Source organism: Rhizobium sp. Leaf341 (assembly GCF_001424325.1).
Lineage (GTDB): Bacteria > Pseudomonadota > Alphaproteobacteria > Rhizobiales > Rhizobiaceae > Ferranicluibacter.
The window spans coordinates 55,889-73,736 of sequence record NZ_LMPE01000012.1; the positions used below are offsets into that span (position 1 = coordinate 55,889).

The 17,848-nt window shown below is 59.7% G+C and carries 16 protein-coding genes and 1 pseudogene; 6 read left to right on the forward strand and 11 right to left on the reverse strand.

What is annotated here, in order from left to right; translation table 11 throughout:
- Nucleotides 1-625: pseudogene (locus ASG03_RS13270) on the forward strand (integrase core domain-containing protein); the annotation flags it as partial.
- Between the two features lie 124 nt (nt 626-749).
- Here the strand turns inward: ASG03_RS13270 and ASG03_RS13275 are convergent.
- Nucleotides 750-1,742: a LacI family DNA-binding transcriptional regulator gene (locus tag ASG03_RS13275; RefSeq protein WP_062693928.1), complete on the reverse strand. Its 993-nt coding sequence runs from the start codon at nt 1,740-1,742 to the stop codon at nt 750-752.
- Between the two features lie 212 nt (nt 1,743-1,954).
- Here ASG03_RS13275 and ASG03_RS13280 point away from each other — a divergent pair, with 212 nt between their 5' ends.
- The 5 genes from ASG03_RS13280 to iolG all read left to right on the forward strand — a co-directional run bounded on the left by ASG03_RS13280 (nt 1,955) and on the right by iolG (nt 6,830).
- Nucleotides 1,955-2,902 carry a sugar ABC transporter substrate-binding protein gene (locus ASG03_RS13280; RefSeq protein ID WP_062693929.1) on the forward strand — a complete coding sequence of 316 codons (948 nt, stop codon included), beginning with the start codon at nt 1,955-1,957 and terminating at the stop codon, nt 2,900-2,902.
- A gap of 113 nt (nt 2,903-3,015) precedes the next feature.
- Complete coding sequence (locus ASG03_RS13285) at nt 3,016-4,137, forward strand: ABC transporter permease (RefSeq protein WP_062693930.1); 1,122 nt, start codon at nt 3,016-3,018, stop codon at nt 4,135-4,137.
- A 2-nt stretch (nt 4,138-4,139) separates the two neighbouring features.
- A complete protein-coding gene (locus ASG03_RS13290; RefSeq protein WP_062693931.1) occupies nt 4,140-4,940 on the forward strand; it encodes an ATP-binding cassette domain-containing protein in 801 nt (266 codons plus the stop codon).
- 28 nt (nt 4,941-4,968) lie between these two features.
- Nucleotides 4,969-5,769, forward strand: a complete 801-nt coding sequence (locus tag ASG03_RS13295) for a TIM barrel protein (protein WP_062693932.1) — start codon at nt 4,969-4,971, stop codon at nt 5,767-5,769.
- A 62-nt stretch (nt 5,770-5,831) separates the two neighbouring features.
- Entirely contained in the window at nt 5,832-6,830 is a 999-nt protein-coding gene (iolG, locus tag ASG03_RS13300; RefSeq protein WP_062694040.1) for an inositol 2-dehydrogenase, read from the forward strand.
- A gap of 179 nt (nt 6,831-7,009) precedes the next feature.
- Here the strand turns inward: iolG and eutC are convergent, their stop codons facing one another.
- From eutC to ASG03_RS13350, 10 genes are read right to left on the reverse strand one after another with little or no spacing between them, the layout of a single operon-like run.
- A complete protein-coding gene (eutC, locus tag ASG03_RS13305; protein WP_062693933.1) occupies nt 7,010-7,822 on the reverse strand; it encodes an ethanolamine ammonia-lyase subunit EutC in 813 nt (270 codons plus the stop codon).
- Between the two features lie 16 nt (nt 7,823-7,838).
- Complete coding sequence (locus ASG03_RS13310; RefSeq protein ID WP_062694041.1) at nt 7,839-9,248, reverse strand: ethanolamine ammonia-lyase subunit EutB; 1,410 nt, start codon at nt 9,246-9,248, stop codon at nt 7,839-7,841.
- A gap of 8 nt (nt 9,249-9,256) precedes the next feature.
- Nucleotides 9,257-10,045, reverse strand: a complete 789-nt coding sequence (gene hisN, locus ASG03_RS13315; RefSeq protein WP_062693934.1) for a histidinol-phosphatase — start codon at nt 10,043-10,045, stop codon at nt 9,257-9,259.
- Nucleotides 10,045-10,980 carry a phosphotransferase gene (locus ASG03_RS13320; protein ID WP_062694042.1) on the reverse strand — a complete coding sequence of 312 codons (936 nt, stop codon included), beginning with the start codon at nt 10,978-10,980 and terminating at the stop codon, nt 10,045-10,047. Before ASG03_RS13320 ends, hisN begins: the two co-directional genes overlap by 1 nt.
- Nucleotides 10,981-11,003: 23 nt before the next feature.
- Nucleotides 11,004-11,969: a phosphotransferase gene (locus tag ASG03_RS13325; protein ID WP_062693935.1), complete on the reverse strand. Its 966-nt coding sequence runs from the start codon at nt 11,967-11,969 to the stop codon at nt 11,004-11,006.
- A complete protein-coding gene (locus tag ASG03_RS13330; RefSeq protein WP_062693936.1) occupies nt 11,966-13,255 on the reverse strand; it encodes a Zn-dependent hydrolase in 1,290 nt (429 codons plus the stop codon). Before ASG03_RS13330 ends, ASG03_RS13325 begins: the two co-directional genes overlap by 4 nt.
- Complete coding sequence (locus tag ASG03_RS13335; RefSeq protein ID WP_062693937.1) at nt 13,248-14,009, reverse strand: DeoR/GlpR family DNA-binding transcription regulator; 762 nt, start codon at nt 14,007-14,009, stop codon at nt 13,248-13,250. The genes ASG03_RS13330 and ASG03_RS13335 overlap by 8 nt, the downstream gene beginning before the upstream one ends.
- A gap of 54 nt (nt 14,010-14,063) precedes the next feature.
- Nucleotides 14,064-15,905, reverse strand: coding sequence for a dipeptide ABC transporter ATP-binding protein (locus ASG03_RS13340; protein WP_062693938.1), 1,842 nt, complete (start codon nt 15,903-15,905; stop codon nt 14,064-14,066).
- Entirely contained in the window at nt 15,902-16,822 is a 921-nt protein-coding gene (locus ASG03_RS13345; RefSeq protein WP_062693939.1) for an ABC transporter permease, read from the reverse strand. The genes ASG03_RS13340 and ASG03_RS13345 overlap by 4 nt, the downstream gene beginning before the upstream one ends.
- Entirely contained in the window at nt 16,822-17,802 is a 981-nt protein-coding gene (locus tag ASG03_RS13350; RefSeq protein WP_062693940.1) for an ABC transporter permease, read from the reverse strand. The genes ASG03_RS13345 and ASG03_RS13350 overlap by 1 nt, the downstream gene beginning before the upstream one ends.
- Between the last annotated feature and the right edge of the window lie 46 nt (nt 17,803-17,848).

Consider the following 17,848-nt stretch of genomic DNA (forward strand, 5'->3'; position numbering starts at 1 on the left):
GTGCTCACGGCACCCGTGCGCCGATCCTCGTCGAAGCAAAGGCAAATGCACGCTGGTCGCTCGATTTCGTCCACGACCAGTTCGCCTGCGGCAGACGTCTTCGCGTGCTGAATGTGGTCGACGACGTCACCTGCGAATGCCTGGCGGCGATCCCGGACACATCGATCTCTGGCCGTCGTGTTGCTCGCGAGCTGACGACATTGATCAAACAGCGAGGCAAGCCCGGCATAATCGTTTCCGACAATGGGACCGAACTCACCTCGAATGCCATCCTTGCCTGGTCGAAGGATCATAAGGTCGAGTGACACTACATCGCGCAGGGAAGACCGATGCAAAATGGCTACGTCGAGAGCTTCATCGGCCGCATGCGCGACAAGTTACTGAATGAAAGCCTGTTCTTCGGCCTCGACCAGGCCCGCAACGCCATTGCGGAATGGGCGGACGATTACAACAATGTCCGGCCCCACTCATTGCTCGAATACCAGACCCCGGCAGCCTATGTCGAGACCATCGCCGCAACCGGCTCCAACGCTACGCAATATGGACGCTTCGCGTTTCCGCCGGTTGCTCACACCACGACATTTGGCACATCAAAACCGCCGACGCTCTCATCGCAGCCGGATGAAAGTTCAGTGGCAGTCAGGACTTCTCGACGAAAAGGCGTTACCTCCCCATGCATCCGGCATTTCCCTCTCGCAGAGTTAAATAAATCAGACTTCTGCCAGAGTAGCGCTAGTGACGCCCCGATTTCATGCGGTTGAACGAAGAATAAGCCGACCCTTGGAAACTTTGCTCTCCTGCGGAGCGTCGCCGAGGATCATCGAGATCAGAGTCGCGACCATCTCCGCCATGGGCTGCTCGTATGTTGTTAGGTCATAAGCCGGGGAGGCCGATAAGGGCGTGTTGTCGAAGCCGGCTATCGCAATGTCGTCGGGAATACGAAGGTTGAGGATGCTTCGAACGTAGTCGATAGCACCGAATGCCAGTGCATCGTTCTCGCACATTAGAAGGTCTGGCCATTGTTCGCGCGGCATCACTTCCAACGCCTGCCTTACCGCCGCAAACCCATGTTCCGAACTGTAGGATGCCGCAGAAAGATCAAGCACCCTGGCGGTTCCCTGGGATTGCCAGAACGTATGGAAGGCGCGTTGGCGGCCCAAGGCGGTCGAGAGCGTTTTAGCTCCGGACAGGAAGGCGGGGCGTTCGTATCCTTTCGCGCGAAAGTGCTCGCCGAGCTCTTGCATCGCAAGAGGCGTGTCACACGTCACGGCAGGAATGTCAGGTATCTGGCTGTCGCGAGCCAAAACATACATTGGCGCCCCGCCTTTCAGGCGGACATCCTCCAGCATCTCCGGTCTGAAGCCCGTACCAAACAGAATAATGGCATCGACCTGACGTTGTCCGGCATCAAGCAGCGCCTGCACATGGTCAAAATGTTCGTTGATGTTAATGAGAACAACAAGCCGTCCTTCTGACTGAAACTGCCACGTTAACTCTTCGAGAACAGGCAGCTTGTGCGGGTTTTTGAAGTCGTCCACGAGAACGGCGATTTGGCGCGTCAAATTCGTTGCCAGGCTTCGTGCCAAGAGGTTTGGGCGGTAATTATGGTGTTCCGCAGCCTCCATGACCCTCTTCCGGCTTTTCTCCGAGATCGAGGCGCCGGGCGTGAAGGCACGGATGACAGTCCACTTTGAAACCCCTGCAGCCTGCGCGACGTCTTCCGCCGTTGCTTTTTTTGTCACCCAGATCTTCCTCGACTACCATAATGGAATAGAAATTCCATTCTTCTTTGAAACGGAATTTCTGGTTGACATATTACCCGCAAACGATATGAATTGCATCATTGCTACCGGTAGCAAAGTGACTTTCGGTGGTGGTGGAACGACGACGGAGGGAGGTCCGCGTCGTCCGGGAGCAGTTGCGCAGGCGAAGCCGCGCCTTGGGAGGAACGAGCATGAAATCGCTTATCAAAACGCTTGTGCTTGGCGTATCGGTCGTTGCGGCGGTCACGGGTTGCGGAAGCGCTGCTTTCGCCAAGGACATCAAGATCATTGCCGTCACGCACGGTCAGGCGAACGATCCATTCTGGTCGGTCGTCAAGAACGGGGTCACGGCCGGCGCTAAGGATGCCGGCGTGAAGGTTGACTACCGCGCACCGGAAACCTTCGACATGGTGGCGATGAGCCAGCTGATAGATGCTGCGGTCAATCAGAAGCCCGATGGCCTGATCGTCTCCATCCCGGATGCGTCCGCCCTCGGCCCGTCGATTGAAAAAGCGGTTGCCGCCGGTATTCCCGTCATTTCCATCAACTCGGGCTCTGACGTCTCCAAGAAACTCGGCGCGTTGCTGCATGTCGGTCAGGACGAATACGGTGCCGGCAAGGCTGCCGGCGAGAAACTGCACCAGATGGGCGGCAAGACGGGCATCTGCGTCAACCAGGAAGTCGGCAACGTGTCGCTCGACCTGCGTTGCAAGGGTTTTTCTGATGGCTTCGGTGGCGCGGTGACCGTGCTTCCCGTGTCTAACGACCCGTCGGAAGTAAAAGCCAAGGTAAAGGCCGCGCTCAGCTCGAATGATGCGATCGATACCGTCATGGCGCTCGGTGCCAGCACGGCGGGCGAACCGGCCCTTGCCGCCGTCAAGGATGCCGGGAGGAGCGGTAAGGTCAATGTGGCAACATTCGACCTGTCGGCCGACTTCCTAAAGGCGGTGGCCGCTGGCGAAGCGGCTTTCGCGATCGACCAGCAGCAGTTCTTGCAGGGATACCTCTCTACGGTATTCCTGGCCAATGATGCGAAGTACGGCCTCATTCCTGGCGGCAACGTTCCCTCGGGCCCGAACCTTATCACGAAGGAGAAGGCGGCACAGGTCGTTGATCTCTCGGCGAAGGGCATTCGCTAATCCAGCGCCGCTCGCTTTCGCGCGACCGGCAGCCGCCCGTTTTCGAGCGGCTGCCGGTCAACCATTCGCTTAATCCTGCATGGCTGTGGCCGAAAGGCTCGCAGGGGGGAACCATGACCGAACACTCCACGATTTCAGCTCCGCCGTTAAAGCATGACGAACGCATCAAGAACGCCAGCGTCCTGACACGCCTGATGCGGCGCCCGGAGCTTGGTGCCGTCGCAGGCCTCTTGATGGTTATCATCTTTTTCTTCTTCACAGCCGATGCGTCGATGTTCTCGCTGGCCGGTCTGATGACTGTCCTGGCACCGGCTTCTCAGTTGGGCATCCTCGCCATAGCCGCTTCTCTTCTGATGATCGGGGGCGAATTCGACCTTTCGATCGGATCCATGGTCGCGTTTGCAGGCCTGATCTTCGGCGGTCTGCTGGTCAATTTTGTCCAGCCGCTTTGGATCGCCATCCTCTTCACCTTGCTGTTTGCTGCCGTACTCGGTGCCGTCAACGGACAAATCGTCATCCGGACGCGCTTGCCTTCGTTCATCGTGACGCTGGCCTTCCTATTCATCCTTCGAGGTCTGACCCTGGTCGGCTTGAAATGGGCAACCGGCGGATCGACACAGCTGCGCGGCATCGGCGAAGCCGTTGGCGATGCGTCCATCGCAAACCTGTTCTCAGGTCTCGCCTTCCAATCGTTCTTCGCTTGGTTGGCTGAGAACAATCTCATCGATAAATTCGATAACGGCGTTCCCAAGGTCGCAGGCGTGCCCGTCTCGGTCGTCTGGTTCGTGGCGCTTGCCCTTCTCGCGACATGGGTGCTGCTGCGCACACGCATCGGCAACTGGATCTTCGCCGTCGGCGGCGACCCGAATGCTGCCCGCAATTCCGGTGTCCCCGTCGACCGCGTTAAGACCGGCCTCTTCGCCCTCACGGCCTGCGCCGCAGCCCTCGTTGCCATCATCACCGTGCTCGACGCCGGTTCCACCGATGCCCGCCGCGGCTTCCAGAAGGAGTTCGAGGCGATCATCGCAGCCGTCATCGGCGGAAGTCTGCTGACGGGCGGTTACGGTTCGGCGATCGGCGCCTTCTTCGGCGCCATCATCTTCGGCCTCGTCTCGATCGGCCTCACCTACACCAAGTTCGACTCCGACTGGTTTCAGGTCTTTCTCGGCTCGATGCTGCTCCTTGCCGTCCTTTTCAACAATTTCATCCGCCGCAAGGTCACAGGGGAGCGTTGAACATGGCTGACAGCACAAACCAAGCGGCAGCGCCGATCATCGAAGCCAAGGATATCGTCAAGCATTACGGCTCGGTGATTGCTCTCTCCGGCATCTCGATGAAGGTTCTCAAGGGCGAAGTCCTTTGCCTCCTCGGTGACAATGGCGCCGGCAAGTCCACGCTCATCAAGACACTCTCGGGCGTCGTCAAACCGTCGGGCGGGGAACTCCTCGTTAATGGGACGCCCGTCGCTTTTTCCAGCCCCCGCGATGCCCTCGACGCCGGTATCGCGACGGTCTACCAAGACCTCGCGATGATCCCGCTGATGTCCGTGACGCGCAATTTCTTCATGGGCCGTGAGCCGCGCAAGGGCATTCCGCCGTTCCGTTACATCGACTTCAAGCATTGTGATGCCGTGACGCGCGAGGAGATGCACAGGATCGGGATCGACGTGCGCGATCCGAACCAGGCCGTCGGCACACTTTCGGGCGGCGAGCGCCAATGCGTAGCCATTGCGCGCGCCGTCTATTTCGGCGCGAAGGTCCTCATCCTCGATGAGCCGACATCGGCGCTGGGCGTGGCGCAGACATCCATGGTGCTCAAATACATCAACCATGTCCAGCAGAAGGGCCTTGGCGTGATCTTCATCACCCACAATGTGCGCCATGCTTTCGCTGTGGGAAACCGCTTTACGATACTGAACCGCGGCAAAACGCTCGGGACCTATACCAAGAGCGAGATCTCCATCGAGGAGCTGCAGAACATGATGGCCGGCGGCAAGGAGCTGCAGGCGCTGTCGAACGAGCTTGGTGGCACGATCTGACCCTTCACGAACGAACAGGATAAACGAAATGGCGGAAAAACCAGCTTCGGCAGGAGCATTTACTCTAGCGGTTTGCGCGGAAATGGTTTTCCGCTCCATGCCGATGACGGAGCGGCTCAAGAGAATTACCGAGCTCGGATTTGCTGCCGAGATCTGGGACTGGACAAAGCACGATATCCCGGCCCTTACCCGTTCAGGAGCGATCTTCTCGTCGATGACGGGCTATGTCACGGGAACGCTTGCAGATGCGGACGGCGCCGACGAGCTGCTTCGCACGGCCCGCCTTTCCATTCCCGTCGCAAAGGAGATCGGTTGTCCGCGGCTGAACCTCCATGGCACGGGCTTGGACGGTGAGGGCCTGCCGGTCGTCAAGGCGCATATCGTGACACCGGCGATGTGGCTGAAGGCGCGCGACACCCTCGAACGCATCGCCGATCTTGGCGAGGAAGAAGGTGTCACCTTCGTTCTGGAGAACCTTAACGAGGCCGTCGATCATCCGAAGACGCCCTTCGCAAAGGCCGCGGACACGATCAACCTCGTATCGAGCGTCAACAGGCCTGCGCTTAAACTCAACCTCGATCTCTACCATGCGCAGATCGGGGAGGGTAACCTCATTGAACTCTGCCGTCAGGCGCTTCCCTTTATCGGCGAAATCCAAGTGGCGGACGTGCCAGGGCGCAAAGAGCCGGGCACAGGCGAGATCAACTATCCCGCAATCGCTCGTGCCCTCCACGCGATGGGTTATGCCGGCGTCATCGGGCTTGAGGCCTGGCCGTCAGAAGACGACGAGCTGGCTCTGCGCCGCTTCCGCGAAGCATTCACACTGTAAACACCCCCCGCTTCCGCAAGATCCTGCGTTCGGACCTTGCGATCATGATCAAAGGAATGGAAATGCTCAACATCGGTCTTCTCGGCGCCGGACGGATCGGCAATGTCCACGCGAGAGCGATCACGTCCAACCCCGGCAGCATTCTGGTCGCGGTGTCCGACGTGAACATTGACGCGGCGGCCAAGCTGGCAGCGCAATATGGCACCGAGGCACGCTCCAGCGACGCCATCATTAACGATCCCGCGATCGATGCCGTGCTCATCGCGACATCGACGGATACGCATTCGGATCTGATGGAAGCTGCGACAAACGCGGGAAAGGCGGTACTTTGCGAGAAGCCAGTGGATCTCAGCCTGGAACGCGCCCGCGCTTGTCAGGTCATTGTCGCGAACACCGGCAAACCGGTGATGATCGGCTTCAACCGCCGGTTTGACCCGAATTTTGCCGCCTTGAAGGTGGCCGCCGACCGGGGTGACATCGGCAAGACAGAACTGTTGTCGATCACTTCCTTTGATCCCGCGCCGCCACCGGTGTCATACATCAAGGTCTCGGGCGGCCTGTTCCGGGACATGATGATCCATGATTTTGACATGGCATGCTGGATCTTCGGCAGCGCGCCCGAAACCGTGACGGCGACCGGCAGCTCCATCGTCGATCCCGAAATCGGGGCTGCGGGCGATGTCGATACCGCGGTTGTGACGTTGAAGTTCGCAGATGGTCGCATCGCCGTCATCAAGAACAGTCGGCGTGCCGTTTACGGTTATGACCAGCGCATCGAGCTTCTTGGCTCCGAGGGCCTACTGTCCGCTGGCAACATTCTCGAGAACACCGTTACCAAGTCGACCAAGGATGGCGTCACGGGGGCAAAGCCGGAATTCTTCTTCCTCGAGCGCTATATGCGCGCCTATTCGATTGAGTGGAGCGCTTTCGTAGAGGCCCTCACGGCGGGATCGGCTTTGCCGGTTTCCCTCGCTGACGGCGTCAATGCTCTTGCGCTCGCTGAAGCAGCGACACGATCCCTGAAATCGGGGCAGACGGTCCGTCTCGCCGATATCTTCTAGAGCGCATGTCCTGAAGCTCAGTGGCTTCGACGTGGCATGCGAGAAGAAAGTTTGGGGGAGGGACATGGTCGGGATTTAAATCATCAGGCCCCGCGACGTAGCTGCGTGCGGACATCATTGCTTTCCGCGCTCCAAGCCATGCCGTCGAGTACGCGTAAAAAGGCTTCTGATGTCGTAGCTCAGGGCTTTTTAGGTGCTGCGTCAGAAATGTCGCGAAAGGCACCCATAGCCGGCGAAATCCGCTTTGATACCGCCGCCTTGAGCCCGACGCCGCCGATGTTCGTGCGAACGATGTCATGGACGAGTGATGCGATCGTGTCGGCGGCTTGGTGGATTGGGAGCCCGCCGTCGCGGATGTTGGAAACGCAGTTGCGGCTTGAATCGCGAGTTCCGGGGTTCGGATCGAGGGTCACATAGGCGCCGAGGCTGTCTGCGGCGGAAAGACCGGGGCGTTCGCCCACCAGAACGATCGACAGTTTTGCGCCAATGGCTCTGCCGACCGGATCACCGATGGCGACCCGCGCTTGGCTTGCCAAAACCACCGGTGCCGACTGCAGCCCGAGGCCCGCCAGCTTTGGAATCAAGGCCGCGATCAGGGGCACGGCATTGATATCGACGGCGATCGACGACAAGCCATCGGCCACGACGATGGCAATATCATAAGCTCCCCACGCCGCAATTTCTCTCAGGCGCTTTTCGGCGCCCTCCGACAGGAGCCGCCCGAGATCAGGACGGCGCACGTAGATGCTGCGGTTCTCTGCCAGACTCTCGACCTGAACGACGGCGAGCCCCGCCTGTTCCAGCCGTTCGGTCAGCACGGTCCAGTCGACGTTTGCCCAGACCGCTTCGCGGGCTCTTGCATGGTCGAGCAGAAAGGAGAGTTGCGCCTGCGTCGGGAGCCCCCCGCCATGGCGGCCAAGCGAGACGCGCGCATCCGTCATGCTGCGCAGGTCTGGTCTCCGCCTGCCGTCTTGCGCGTCGGTCTCCCCCATGAGGGTTGGTGCTGATTCAATTGCCTTTGTCATCATACGCCCCGATCAATGCGCTGCTGCGCATATAGTTTGAGAGTACGGCCGGCTCGCCAACCAATGTGCCATCGCAATCCGTGAGCCCGATCTCGGCAAGCCATGTCTGGAATTCCGGCGCCGGCTGCCGCTTCAATGTCTCTCGGCAATAGACGGCATCGTGATGGGAAAGCGATTGATAATTCAACATGATGTCATCGGCGCCGGGCACGGTGATGACGAAGTTCACATTGGCCGCACAGAGCAGCGTCAACAGTGTGTCCATGTCTTCCTGGTCGGCATCGGCATGGTTCGTGTAACAGACATCGACACCCATCGGCAGGCCCAGCATCTTGCCGCAGAAATGGTCCTCGATCCCAGCGCGAATGATCTGCTTGCCGTTGAACAGATATTCGGGGCCGATGAAGCCGACGACCGTGTTGACCAGCATCGGATTGAACTCGCGAGCCACCGCATAGGCGCGCGCTTCCATAGTCTGCTGGTCGATGCCAAAATGTGCATCCGCCGAAAGCGCTGCACCCTGGCCGGTCTCGAAATACATGATATTCGCGCCCGGCATGCCGCGGTTCAGCGACCGACCTGCATCATGCGCTTGCCTCAGCAGGGCGAGATCCACACCAAAGCCCCTGTTGGCCTTTTCCGATCCTGCCACCGACTGGAAAACCAGATCGACGGGTGCATGTCTTTCCATCGCCGCGATCGCCGTCGTGACATGGCCGAGGCAACAGGTCTGGGTTGGAATCGCAAGCTTTTCGCGCAGTTCGTCGAGCAGGGATACGATGCGGATATAATCCTCGGTGCTGTCTGTTGCCGGGTTAACGCCGATCACGGCATCTCCCGAGCCCATCAGCAAGCCATCGATTGCCGATGCGATAATCCCGCGGCTGTCATCGATCGGGTGGTTCGGCTGGTTGCGGGTCGAAAGGCGCCCGCCAAGCCCGACAGTATTGCGAAAGCGGGTGACGACGCGGCGCTTTGCTGAAACCGCGATCATATCCTGCAGCCGCATGATCTTTGAGACGGCCGCCACCATTTCCGGCGTCAGCCCCCAGCAGACCGCTTCCAGGCGATCCTGCGTCGTCTCCGGTCTCAGCATCCATTCGCGGAGTTCTCCGACGGTCAAAGTCGAAATCGCGTCAAACGCCCGCGGGTCATGCTGATCAAGGATCAGGCGGGAGACCTCGTCATCATCGGCTGGAATGAGCTCATCGTTCAGGAATGCCTTTAGTGGAAGGTCTGCGAGCGCCATTTGTGCTGCCAACCGTTCCACAGGTCCATCGGCGGCAATGCCGGCCAGTTGGTCTCCGGAACGTTCCGGCGTTGCCTTGGCCAGCAACGTCTTCAGGTCATCGAAGCGGAAAACCGTTTGCTCGATCGTGGTTTTGTAGGTCACGTTAAGGTTCACCCGTTGATCAGCGCCAGCGCTTCGTCGTGCAGTTTCGAGTTGGCCGACGCAAGAACCCGACCACCTGAATGGACCGAAAGAGCCTTTCCATCCCAGTCGGTCATGCAGCCTCCCGCACCCTGCACCACAGGCACAAGGGCCATGTAATCATAGGGTTGCAGCCCGGTCTCCAGCACGAGTTCGCAATGCCCGGAGGCGATGAGGCCGTAGATGTAGCAGTCGCCGCCAAAGCGCCGCAGCTTTGTCGCCCGTGAAAGCCGCTCGAAGAGATCGGCATCGGCACCGGTAAACATGTCGGGCGAGGTGGTGTAGAAGCGGGCCTCCGCCAGGCTTCCACAGTGGCTGCTTCGGGCGATGCTTCCGGAAAACAGCGTCCCGCCTGGTGAACCGATCCAACGCTCCGCCGTTGCAGGAACATCGATCAGCCCACAGAAGGGCTTTCCGTCAAGGGCGAGCGAAATCAGCGTGCCGAACAGCGGAAAGCCGGTGATGAAGCTCTTGGTACCGTCGATCGGGTCCAGTACCCAGGTAAAGGTGTCACCCGGTTTGATGCCCATTTCTTCGCCATGGATGCCATGGGTCGGGAAACGCTCTTCGATCATGTCGCGAAGCCGCTTTTCGATTGCACGGTCAGCCACGGTGACGGGGCTTTCATCGAGCTTTGAGATCACGTCAAGCGGTGTGCGGAAATAGGAAAGGGCGAGGGGGCGCGCGGCATCCGCCAGCTCAATGGCAAAGGCCAGGTACCGTGCGGTGTCCGCCGGACTGATTGTATCGATTTGCATCAGAGAGCTTTCAGGAAAATTGGCCAGCGGGGGTCCTGGATGATGGAGCGGGCCCGCATGTGCTTCCAGATCCCGTATTTGTAGAAGTCGAAGTCGAGCGTCGATACCCGGTTCTGCACCATGGCCCAGGTGCTCCACTTTATATCCGCAAGCGCCTTGTGCACGATGAAGCGGGCATGCTGCCTCTTGTCGTAATGCCCGAAATACTCCTCGATAATGGCGCAGTCGATGTCTTCGGGGAAGAACATCTCGCCGCTCCAGATTGCCAGATCGTAGAGACGCTCGTTGTTCGATGCATATTCGAAGTCGATCAGCTTGATCGACTTGTCGTCGCCTATGAGGAAATTGCCCGGCATGGGGTCATTAAAGCAGGCAACGAGATCGAGGCCTGAGGCTTCCAGCGCGACGCGTGCTTGTTTGTAGGAGCGATAAAGCCAGTCGTGATCCAGCGGCCAGTAGCCGCCGAGTTGACGCACCTGGCCGAAATGCTCCTCGATCATGTCGAACACGGTCTTGGTTAGCGGCAGGGCCGGGGCCTCATGAAAATGACGATAGACCCGCACGGCTTCATTGCGGATTGCCGGATCTGCGAAATCGCGATGGGTGGACGGTCGCCTTCCCTCGATGAACTCGGCGATTTCGATTTCCAGATGACTGAGATAGTCGAACGTCCTTGGACCGACGCCAATGGCTTCCGCCTGCTTGCTTGCCGCCGCTGCCGCCTTGCGGTCGATGAACATTTCTGTCCCGCGACCGGGTATCTTCAGAAAGTAGCCAAGGTCTTGTCCCTCGACATCGATTCGGAAATTCGTGTTGCTGATCCCGCCGGATACAGCGCGGTAGCTAAGGCGTTGCCCTTTCCATGCCCCCACCTGCACGATGGCCGCCTCCACCGCCCGTTCGGCATCGGAGCGCGCCATTCCCAGTTCCTTCATCGGCATGTTCCCTTTTTTGTTTTTCAGAGATCCCGCAGTTTTGCCTCGAAATTTGGATGGCCAAGCAGCATCCGGCATCGGAGAAACCGCCAGCCGGCATATTTGAGGAATTCGATGCCACGCGGTGGCGAGCGCAGTTCAAGCACCAGGCTTCGCAGGGCCCAGTAGAGATCGTCGGCGGCGGCATAGGCGCGGCACCGGTTGAAGGCGCGCTCGCTGAAGGTTCCGTCGTGCATTTCCAGCAGGGGCTTCATCTGGCTTTCGAACTGGTAAAGTTCGTTCATCTGCACACCCAGCTGGTAGTAGGGGTCGATGTCTGCCGCCAAGTCGAAGTCGACAAGCTGGATCGCGCCGTTCGGGCCTAGCATGACGTTTGATGAGTGGGGGTCGCCATGGGCGGGTTTCACATCGATGCCGGACGCTTCGATGGCTTGGCGGATCGGTGCCATCCAGGACAGCATCCACTCTGCATCTCCGGGTAGATCCATCGCGCCCGCAGTAACGATTTCACAGAGATGTGTGATCCCGTCGAAAACGGACCAGCTGCGGCCGAGCGGGGCACCTGCGGCAATCTCTTTTTGGATACCGACGAGCCGCATGATGGTTTCCGGCTGCATCAGGTCATCGATATTCGCCGCTTTCCAATCGTTCCCGAGTGCGGTGAAAAGCGTGGTGCGGCTGACGGCGTCGTATCCAAGCGGCTGAGGAGCAGCGCCCAGCTGATGGAAGCGTACCGCTGCGGCAAAGGCTGCCTCGCCATCCACGAGATCGGCAACTTCATCCAGCCCAAGCCGCAAGAAGAAAGGCGTATCGCCATCCTTCGCCACGATGAGGAAGCTTTGCGATTCCACGGCGTGATAGGACGGCGATGCGACAGCCGCCATTGCGGGTATGCAGGAGGGTGCGCCTCCCAGAATATCGGCGAAGGCGCAAAGCGCCTTTTCGAGCCGGTTTGCCACGGGGATTTGCGCAGATCCGGCTTTCGTCATTCGGCCGCCTCGCTGACGTGCGCAACCTGAAGGCCCTCGGAGGCAATTTTATAGAGCATGTCGGCCAGGATTTGTGTTCCCAATGCCTGATCTTCTGGCGAGGTGAATTCGGTCGGATGATGGATGACGCCGCCTCGGCTCTGAACGGCAAGCACCACGGCTGGGCATGCGCCGGACATGGCCACCGCATCATGACCGCCGATGGTATCGAGATGGCGAGCCGTCTGGCCTAGCCGGGCCGCTGAATCTTCCGCCAAGGCAATCAACCCTTGTGAAAACGAGCCCGCCTTGCGCCGATCGATCGACCGTACCTGCGACGTCACTCCCGCCTTCAGCGCCGCCTCCTCGATCCGGATCAGCATCTTGCGTTCGGCCTCTGCCAGAATATCAGGTGCAGCTGAGCGCAGCTCGATGAAGAGCACAGCTTCCGCGGGGACCACATTCGGAGAGTTAGGAAAAACCTCAAGGCGGCCAACCGAGGTATGCAGATCAAGGCCATGTTCGGTGGAGATCTGTTTGAGATCGCCAATCAGATAGGCAGCGGCCAGTAGGGCATCTTTCCGGTCTGCCATTGGGGTAGCGCCGGTATGGGCCTGGCGGCCGAGGAAGGCGAGGCGATATTTCGTCGCCCCCCAGAAGCGCGTGAAGATGCCGAACCGCTCTCCAGCATTGCAGAGCGTCGTGTCGCCTTCGATATGCAGTTCGATCAGCGCCTTCGGACGCTCCACTTTGTCGGTTCCGGCATAGCCGGTTTCTTTCAGCCCCTCGCGCACAGATATGCCATCGCCATCGGCGCGATCCAGCGCCCATTCCAGATCGGCCTCACCGGCAAAGACGCTGCTGCCGAGAAGACTCGGCTGAAAGCGTGCGCCTTCCTCATTGGTCCAGTTTACGATTTGGAAGTTGCAGGCGGAGAGGCGGCCTTCGGTCTTTAGCCGTTCCTGAACGGACAGCACGGCCTCACAGGCAGCGACGACGCCGAGTGCGCCGTCGAAGCGACCGCCGTTCGGCTGGCTGTCGAGATGCGATCCAACCATGATGACCGGCGCGTTTTGCCCGGCGAGCGTCAGCTTGCCGAACTGGTTGCCGATGGGGTCGATGGTCTGTTCGAAGCCATTTTCGGCAAACCAGCGGCCAAGCCAGTCCCGCGCCAAGCCATCCTCGCGGGAAAGCGTCTGGCGGTTCATGGAGCCGTCCGGTCCACCACCGAACGTAAAGACGGTTTCCATGAGTGACTGAAGCCGTTCGGCGTTGATCGGGGTCGGCGAGGCGGGGACGTCAGACATGTATGATTTCCACATTGGATTGATTGAACTGGTCGGAAAATTCCCGCGCCATCACGCCGCTCGTCACCACGGCGTCGATGTCGGTAAGGCCAAACGTATGGATGGAACCGAGCCGTCCGAACTTGGAGCTGTCGGCCACCACGACGGAACGCTTCGCCTGTGCCTTGGCGACACGCCGCAGGATCGCCTCGTCCTCACCGAAATCCATGAAGCCCCGCTCGCTGTGAATGGTGCTGATGGCGATGATGGCGAGATCGAAAAAATGCTCCTTCAGCGCGGTCACTGTCTCGTGTCCGTAGGTCGCTTGGTATTCGGGGCGCATTCTACCGCCGAGCACGCGGATGCTGGCTTGCGGCATGTGGAAGAAATGGGCGGCCACCGCCAGAGAATTGCTGACGATGGTGATGTCCTTGCGCGCTTCCAGATGCTTCAGGCAGGTAAGCGTGGTCGTTCCGGTGTCGATGAACACTTTCATGCCGTCCTCGACCAGGGCGGCGGCGGCTTCGCCGATCCGTGCTTTTTCCCGCGCGCCGAGGCGCAGACGGTCCGAGAAGGGTTGGTCGCTTTCCTGCTGTTCAAGGACCGCCCCGCCGTAGACCCGCCGAGCATAGCCGCGCGCTTCAAGCTCTTTGAGGTCGCGCCGGATCGATTCCTGGCTGACGTGCAGATGTCCGGCAAGCTCATTCACATGGACACGCTGCTTCTGCTTCAGCATGTCCAGAATGATCTTGAGGCGATTTTCCGTAAAACGCATGATGTACCTTGGATGAGCAGTGTGGCGGTGCCGACAAACCGGACCGCGGCGGTTTTAGGCCGAAACCAGGTTCGGAACGGTTGGCCCGTCCCGGGCGCCTGCGGCTGGAACGAGGTGACAGGCGGCAAAATCCTGGCCGCCGCGAACGGTCAGGACAGGCTGCAGGCTGGCGCATTTCTCCATCGCATGCGGACAGCGAGACTTGAAGCTGCAACCGTCGGGAATGTTGATTGGGCTTGGAGGTTCACCTTCCAGCAGGCAATCATCCGGCTGGTAGCGGCGCTCTTCCAGCGTCGGCATCGCACTCAGCAGGGCCATCGTGTAAGGGTGGCCGGGGTCGAAGAACAGGCGCTCGTTGTCCGCGAGTTCGAACACTTCGCCCAGATACATCACAGCAACACGGTTGCAGACCTTCCGAACCATCGCGAGATCGTGCGAAATGAAAATGTAGGTAAGGTTGTATTCCGTCTGCAGTTTCTGAAAAAGGTCGAGCAGCTTGAACTGCTCCGTCTGGTCGAGTGCCGAGAGCGTCTCATCCATAATGAGGATTTCAGGCTCCAGAACCAACGCACGGGCGACGTTAATGCGCTGGCGTTGCCCGGCGCTGAGGCCGAGCGGCAATTCCTCATAGAGATCGGCTGACAGCCCGACCTCGCCCATTACCTTTAGGACACGCTCGCGGATCTTTTTGCCATCTTTCCAGCCATGGGTACGCAGTGGTCCCTCCAGCATTTTTCCGACAGAGGTACGCGGGGGCAGCGAACCGAACGGATCCTGAAGCACCATCTGAAGTCTCTTGCGAAAGGCCAGAAGATCCTTGCTGCCAAGCCCTGCGATATCAACGCCGCCGCAGAGAATCTGGCCGGCACTTGGCACTTCAAGCCGGCTCAGAAGCCGCATCAGCGTTGACTTGCCGCAGCCGGATTCGCCCACGATTGCAAAACTGTCTCCGCGGCGGATATCGAAAGTCACGTTGCGTACGGCGCGCACGTGGTTGAAGCCGCCGAAGCCGGTTCGCTTCCGGACCTTGTAGACCTGCGAGACGTCGCGCAGGCTCAAGACCACATCACACTTCTCGTCAAGGCGCGGCATCTCTGTCTTGCCGCTCCAAATCTTCGGCGTCTGTTCGACAAGTTTCCGGGTGTAGAGATAGAGGGGAGCAGCAATGAGCTGCTCGGTTTCCTGCTCCTCAACAATGCGGCCTTCCTCCATCACGAGGATGCGGTTGCAGGCTTCGCGTGCGACGGGCAGAGAGGATGACACGAACAGCACGGCCGTATCGAAGTTTTTAGAAAGCTCCTTCATCAGCCGGATGACCTGGGCCGCCACGGTGACATCGAGCGGCTGGGTGACATTGTCGGCAATCAGCAGCGCAGGATTGGTTGCCAGCGCATCGACGATAAGGGCTCGCTGCATCATGCCGCCGGAAAACTGCGACGGATAATCGCCAAAGCGGCTTGCAGCAGAGGGTATGCGCACCGCGTCCAGAAGTTCTATTGTGCGCCGCCGTGCCTCCTGCCGGGACGTGCCCGGCACCACCGCACGAATCTTTTCGACGATCTGCGCGCCGACGGGTAAGGTCGGGTCAAGCGCCCCCATGGGATTTGCCCCGACATAGGCGACGCGCCGGCGCAAGGTACGCATCTCCGTCTCTGAAAGGCCGTATATGTCCTTGCCCTCAAACAGCACGGTGCCGGACGAACGAACAAGTGGCGCTTCGAGCCAGTTGACAACCGCCTTCGAGAGCACGGTCTTGCCCGAACCGCTGGCGCCGACCACGCCGACGATTTCGCGGGGGGCAAGCGTGAAAGAAATCGTATCGAGAATGGTTCTCGTCTTGCCGTCTCGGCCGGCGGAAACGGACAGGTTCTTCAATTCGAGAAGCGGCTGGCTCATTGGCCGGACCCTCCGTGAATGGTGTTGCGGGCCCGTTCCAGTGACGCGCCGACAAGGTTGATGCTGGTAAGCGTCAGGCCGAGGAAAACGCCGGGCATGGTTGCAATCCACCAGGCATTGAGAAGGTATTTTCGGCCATCGGCGATGATGTTGCCGAAGGTGGGCGTGGGCGGCTGAACGCCAAGACCGAGGAAGCCGAGGATCGATTCAAAGATCATCATACGGGCAACATCCAGGACCGAGGTGAATATGACCGGCGGCAGCAGCAGCGGCACCAAGAGGGCGAGGATGATGCGAGTATCCGTCGAACCCCCGAGCTTTGCGGCGCGCACATATTCTCGCTGTCTTTCAGTCATAACGATACTGCGCATGATGCGCGCATAGACAGGCCAGCTCGACAGCCCGAGAACCAGGATGATGGCAGGAATGGTTGGCCGCGATACTCCAAGCACGGCGATGGCAAGGATAATCATCGGGATCGACAGCTGCGCATCGGTGAGGCGCATGATCAGCATATCGATCCGTCCGCCGAAATAGCCGGCGATCATGCCCAGTGCGCAGCCGATGAGCAGCGTGACGGCAACAGACGAAATGCCGATCAGGAAGGAGTAGCGGAGCCCGACCAGTGAGCGAACCAGCATATCGCGGCCGATCTGGTCTGTGCCGAGCGGGTGGAGCCAGCTCCATTTGTCGCCAAGAAGGAGCGGCGGAAGCAAGCGGGCGCGGACATCCATCTTCGTCGGGTCGATGCCGCTAATTTCTGGATAAAGCGCAGCGGCGAGAGCCAGAATGAGAAAGATCGCAAGGCCGACGCGGAAGCCGGGAGCCGAGACGGCCCGATCAAGGATACGCCGCGCAATGGAGCGGCTGGCGACCTTGGTCAAGACAGGAGTTTCCAGTGCGGATGTGATGGGCATCAATACTCAAGCCTCGGATCAATGGTGGTTGCGACGAGATCGACGGCAACGTTGATGAGCACGAAGATGGCGCTCGTGACGATAGCGATGCCCTGGATGAGCGGGAAATCGCGCTGGAGCACGGCATTGATGGTCAAAAGCCCCAGACCCGGATAGTCGAAGATATATTCAACGATGATCACGCCCCCGAGCAGGCTTGAAAACTGCACGCCGAGCAGGTTGAGGAGCGGCACCGATGCGTTGCGCAGCGCATGGTTGACGATGATGCGCGAACGGGACAAGCCGCGCACACGCCCGACCAAAACATACGGCTCCATCATCTGCCCGGATACCGAACTGACCAGCGTGCGGATCAACACCGGCGACAGTTCGGCCGCCAGAACGATGGCGGGCAAGATCGTATAGGCAAAGCTCTGGTAGCCGATGGCAGGCAGCCAGCCGAGCTTGACCGAGAACAGCAGCGCCAGCACGATGCCGAGCCAGAAATTCGGCAGTGAAATGAAGATCGAGGATATGTAGAAGGCCAGCTTGTCGGGCCAGCGACCGATGGAAAGTCCCCCCGCAATGCCGATGATTGCGGAAAAAACCAGCGCAATCACCAGCGTGACGGCGGCCAGTTGAAGGGTCATCGGCAGGGCGTCGAAGATCAATTCGAACACCTCAGCTCGTTCGCCGCGGGTTGTATCGTTGAACGTCGCTCCGCCGGTCGATGCACCGTTGGCGGGACGCACGAAGGACTGCCCGAGGTCACCGTGGACCACGCCACCCATATAGCGGCCGAATTGCACAAGGATCGGGTCACGCAGGCCCATGTCGGTGGCAATCTTTTCGATCAGAGCTTCCGGCGCCATGCCGCCCGCCATCAGGCGTACCGGATCTCCCGGCACGACCCTCAGCAGCGTGAAGATCAGCAGGGAGACGAGGAAGATGATGATGGTGCCCTGAAGAAGGCGCCGCAGCAGGAAATTCACGGTGAACATTATGTCGTTCCCCTCGAGGCTTCACGGGAAAGACCGCACGCCGCGA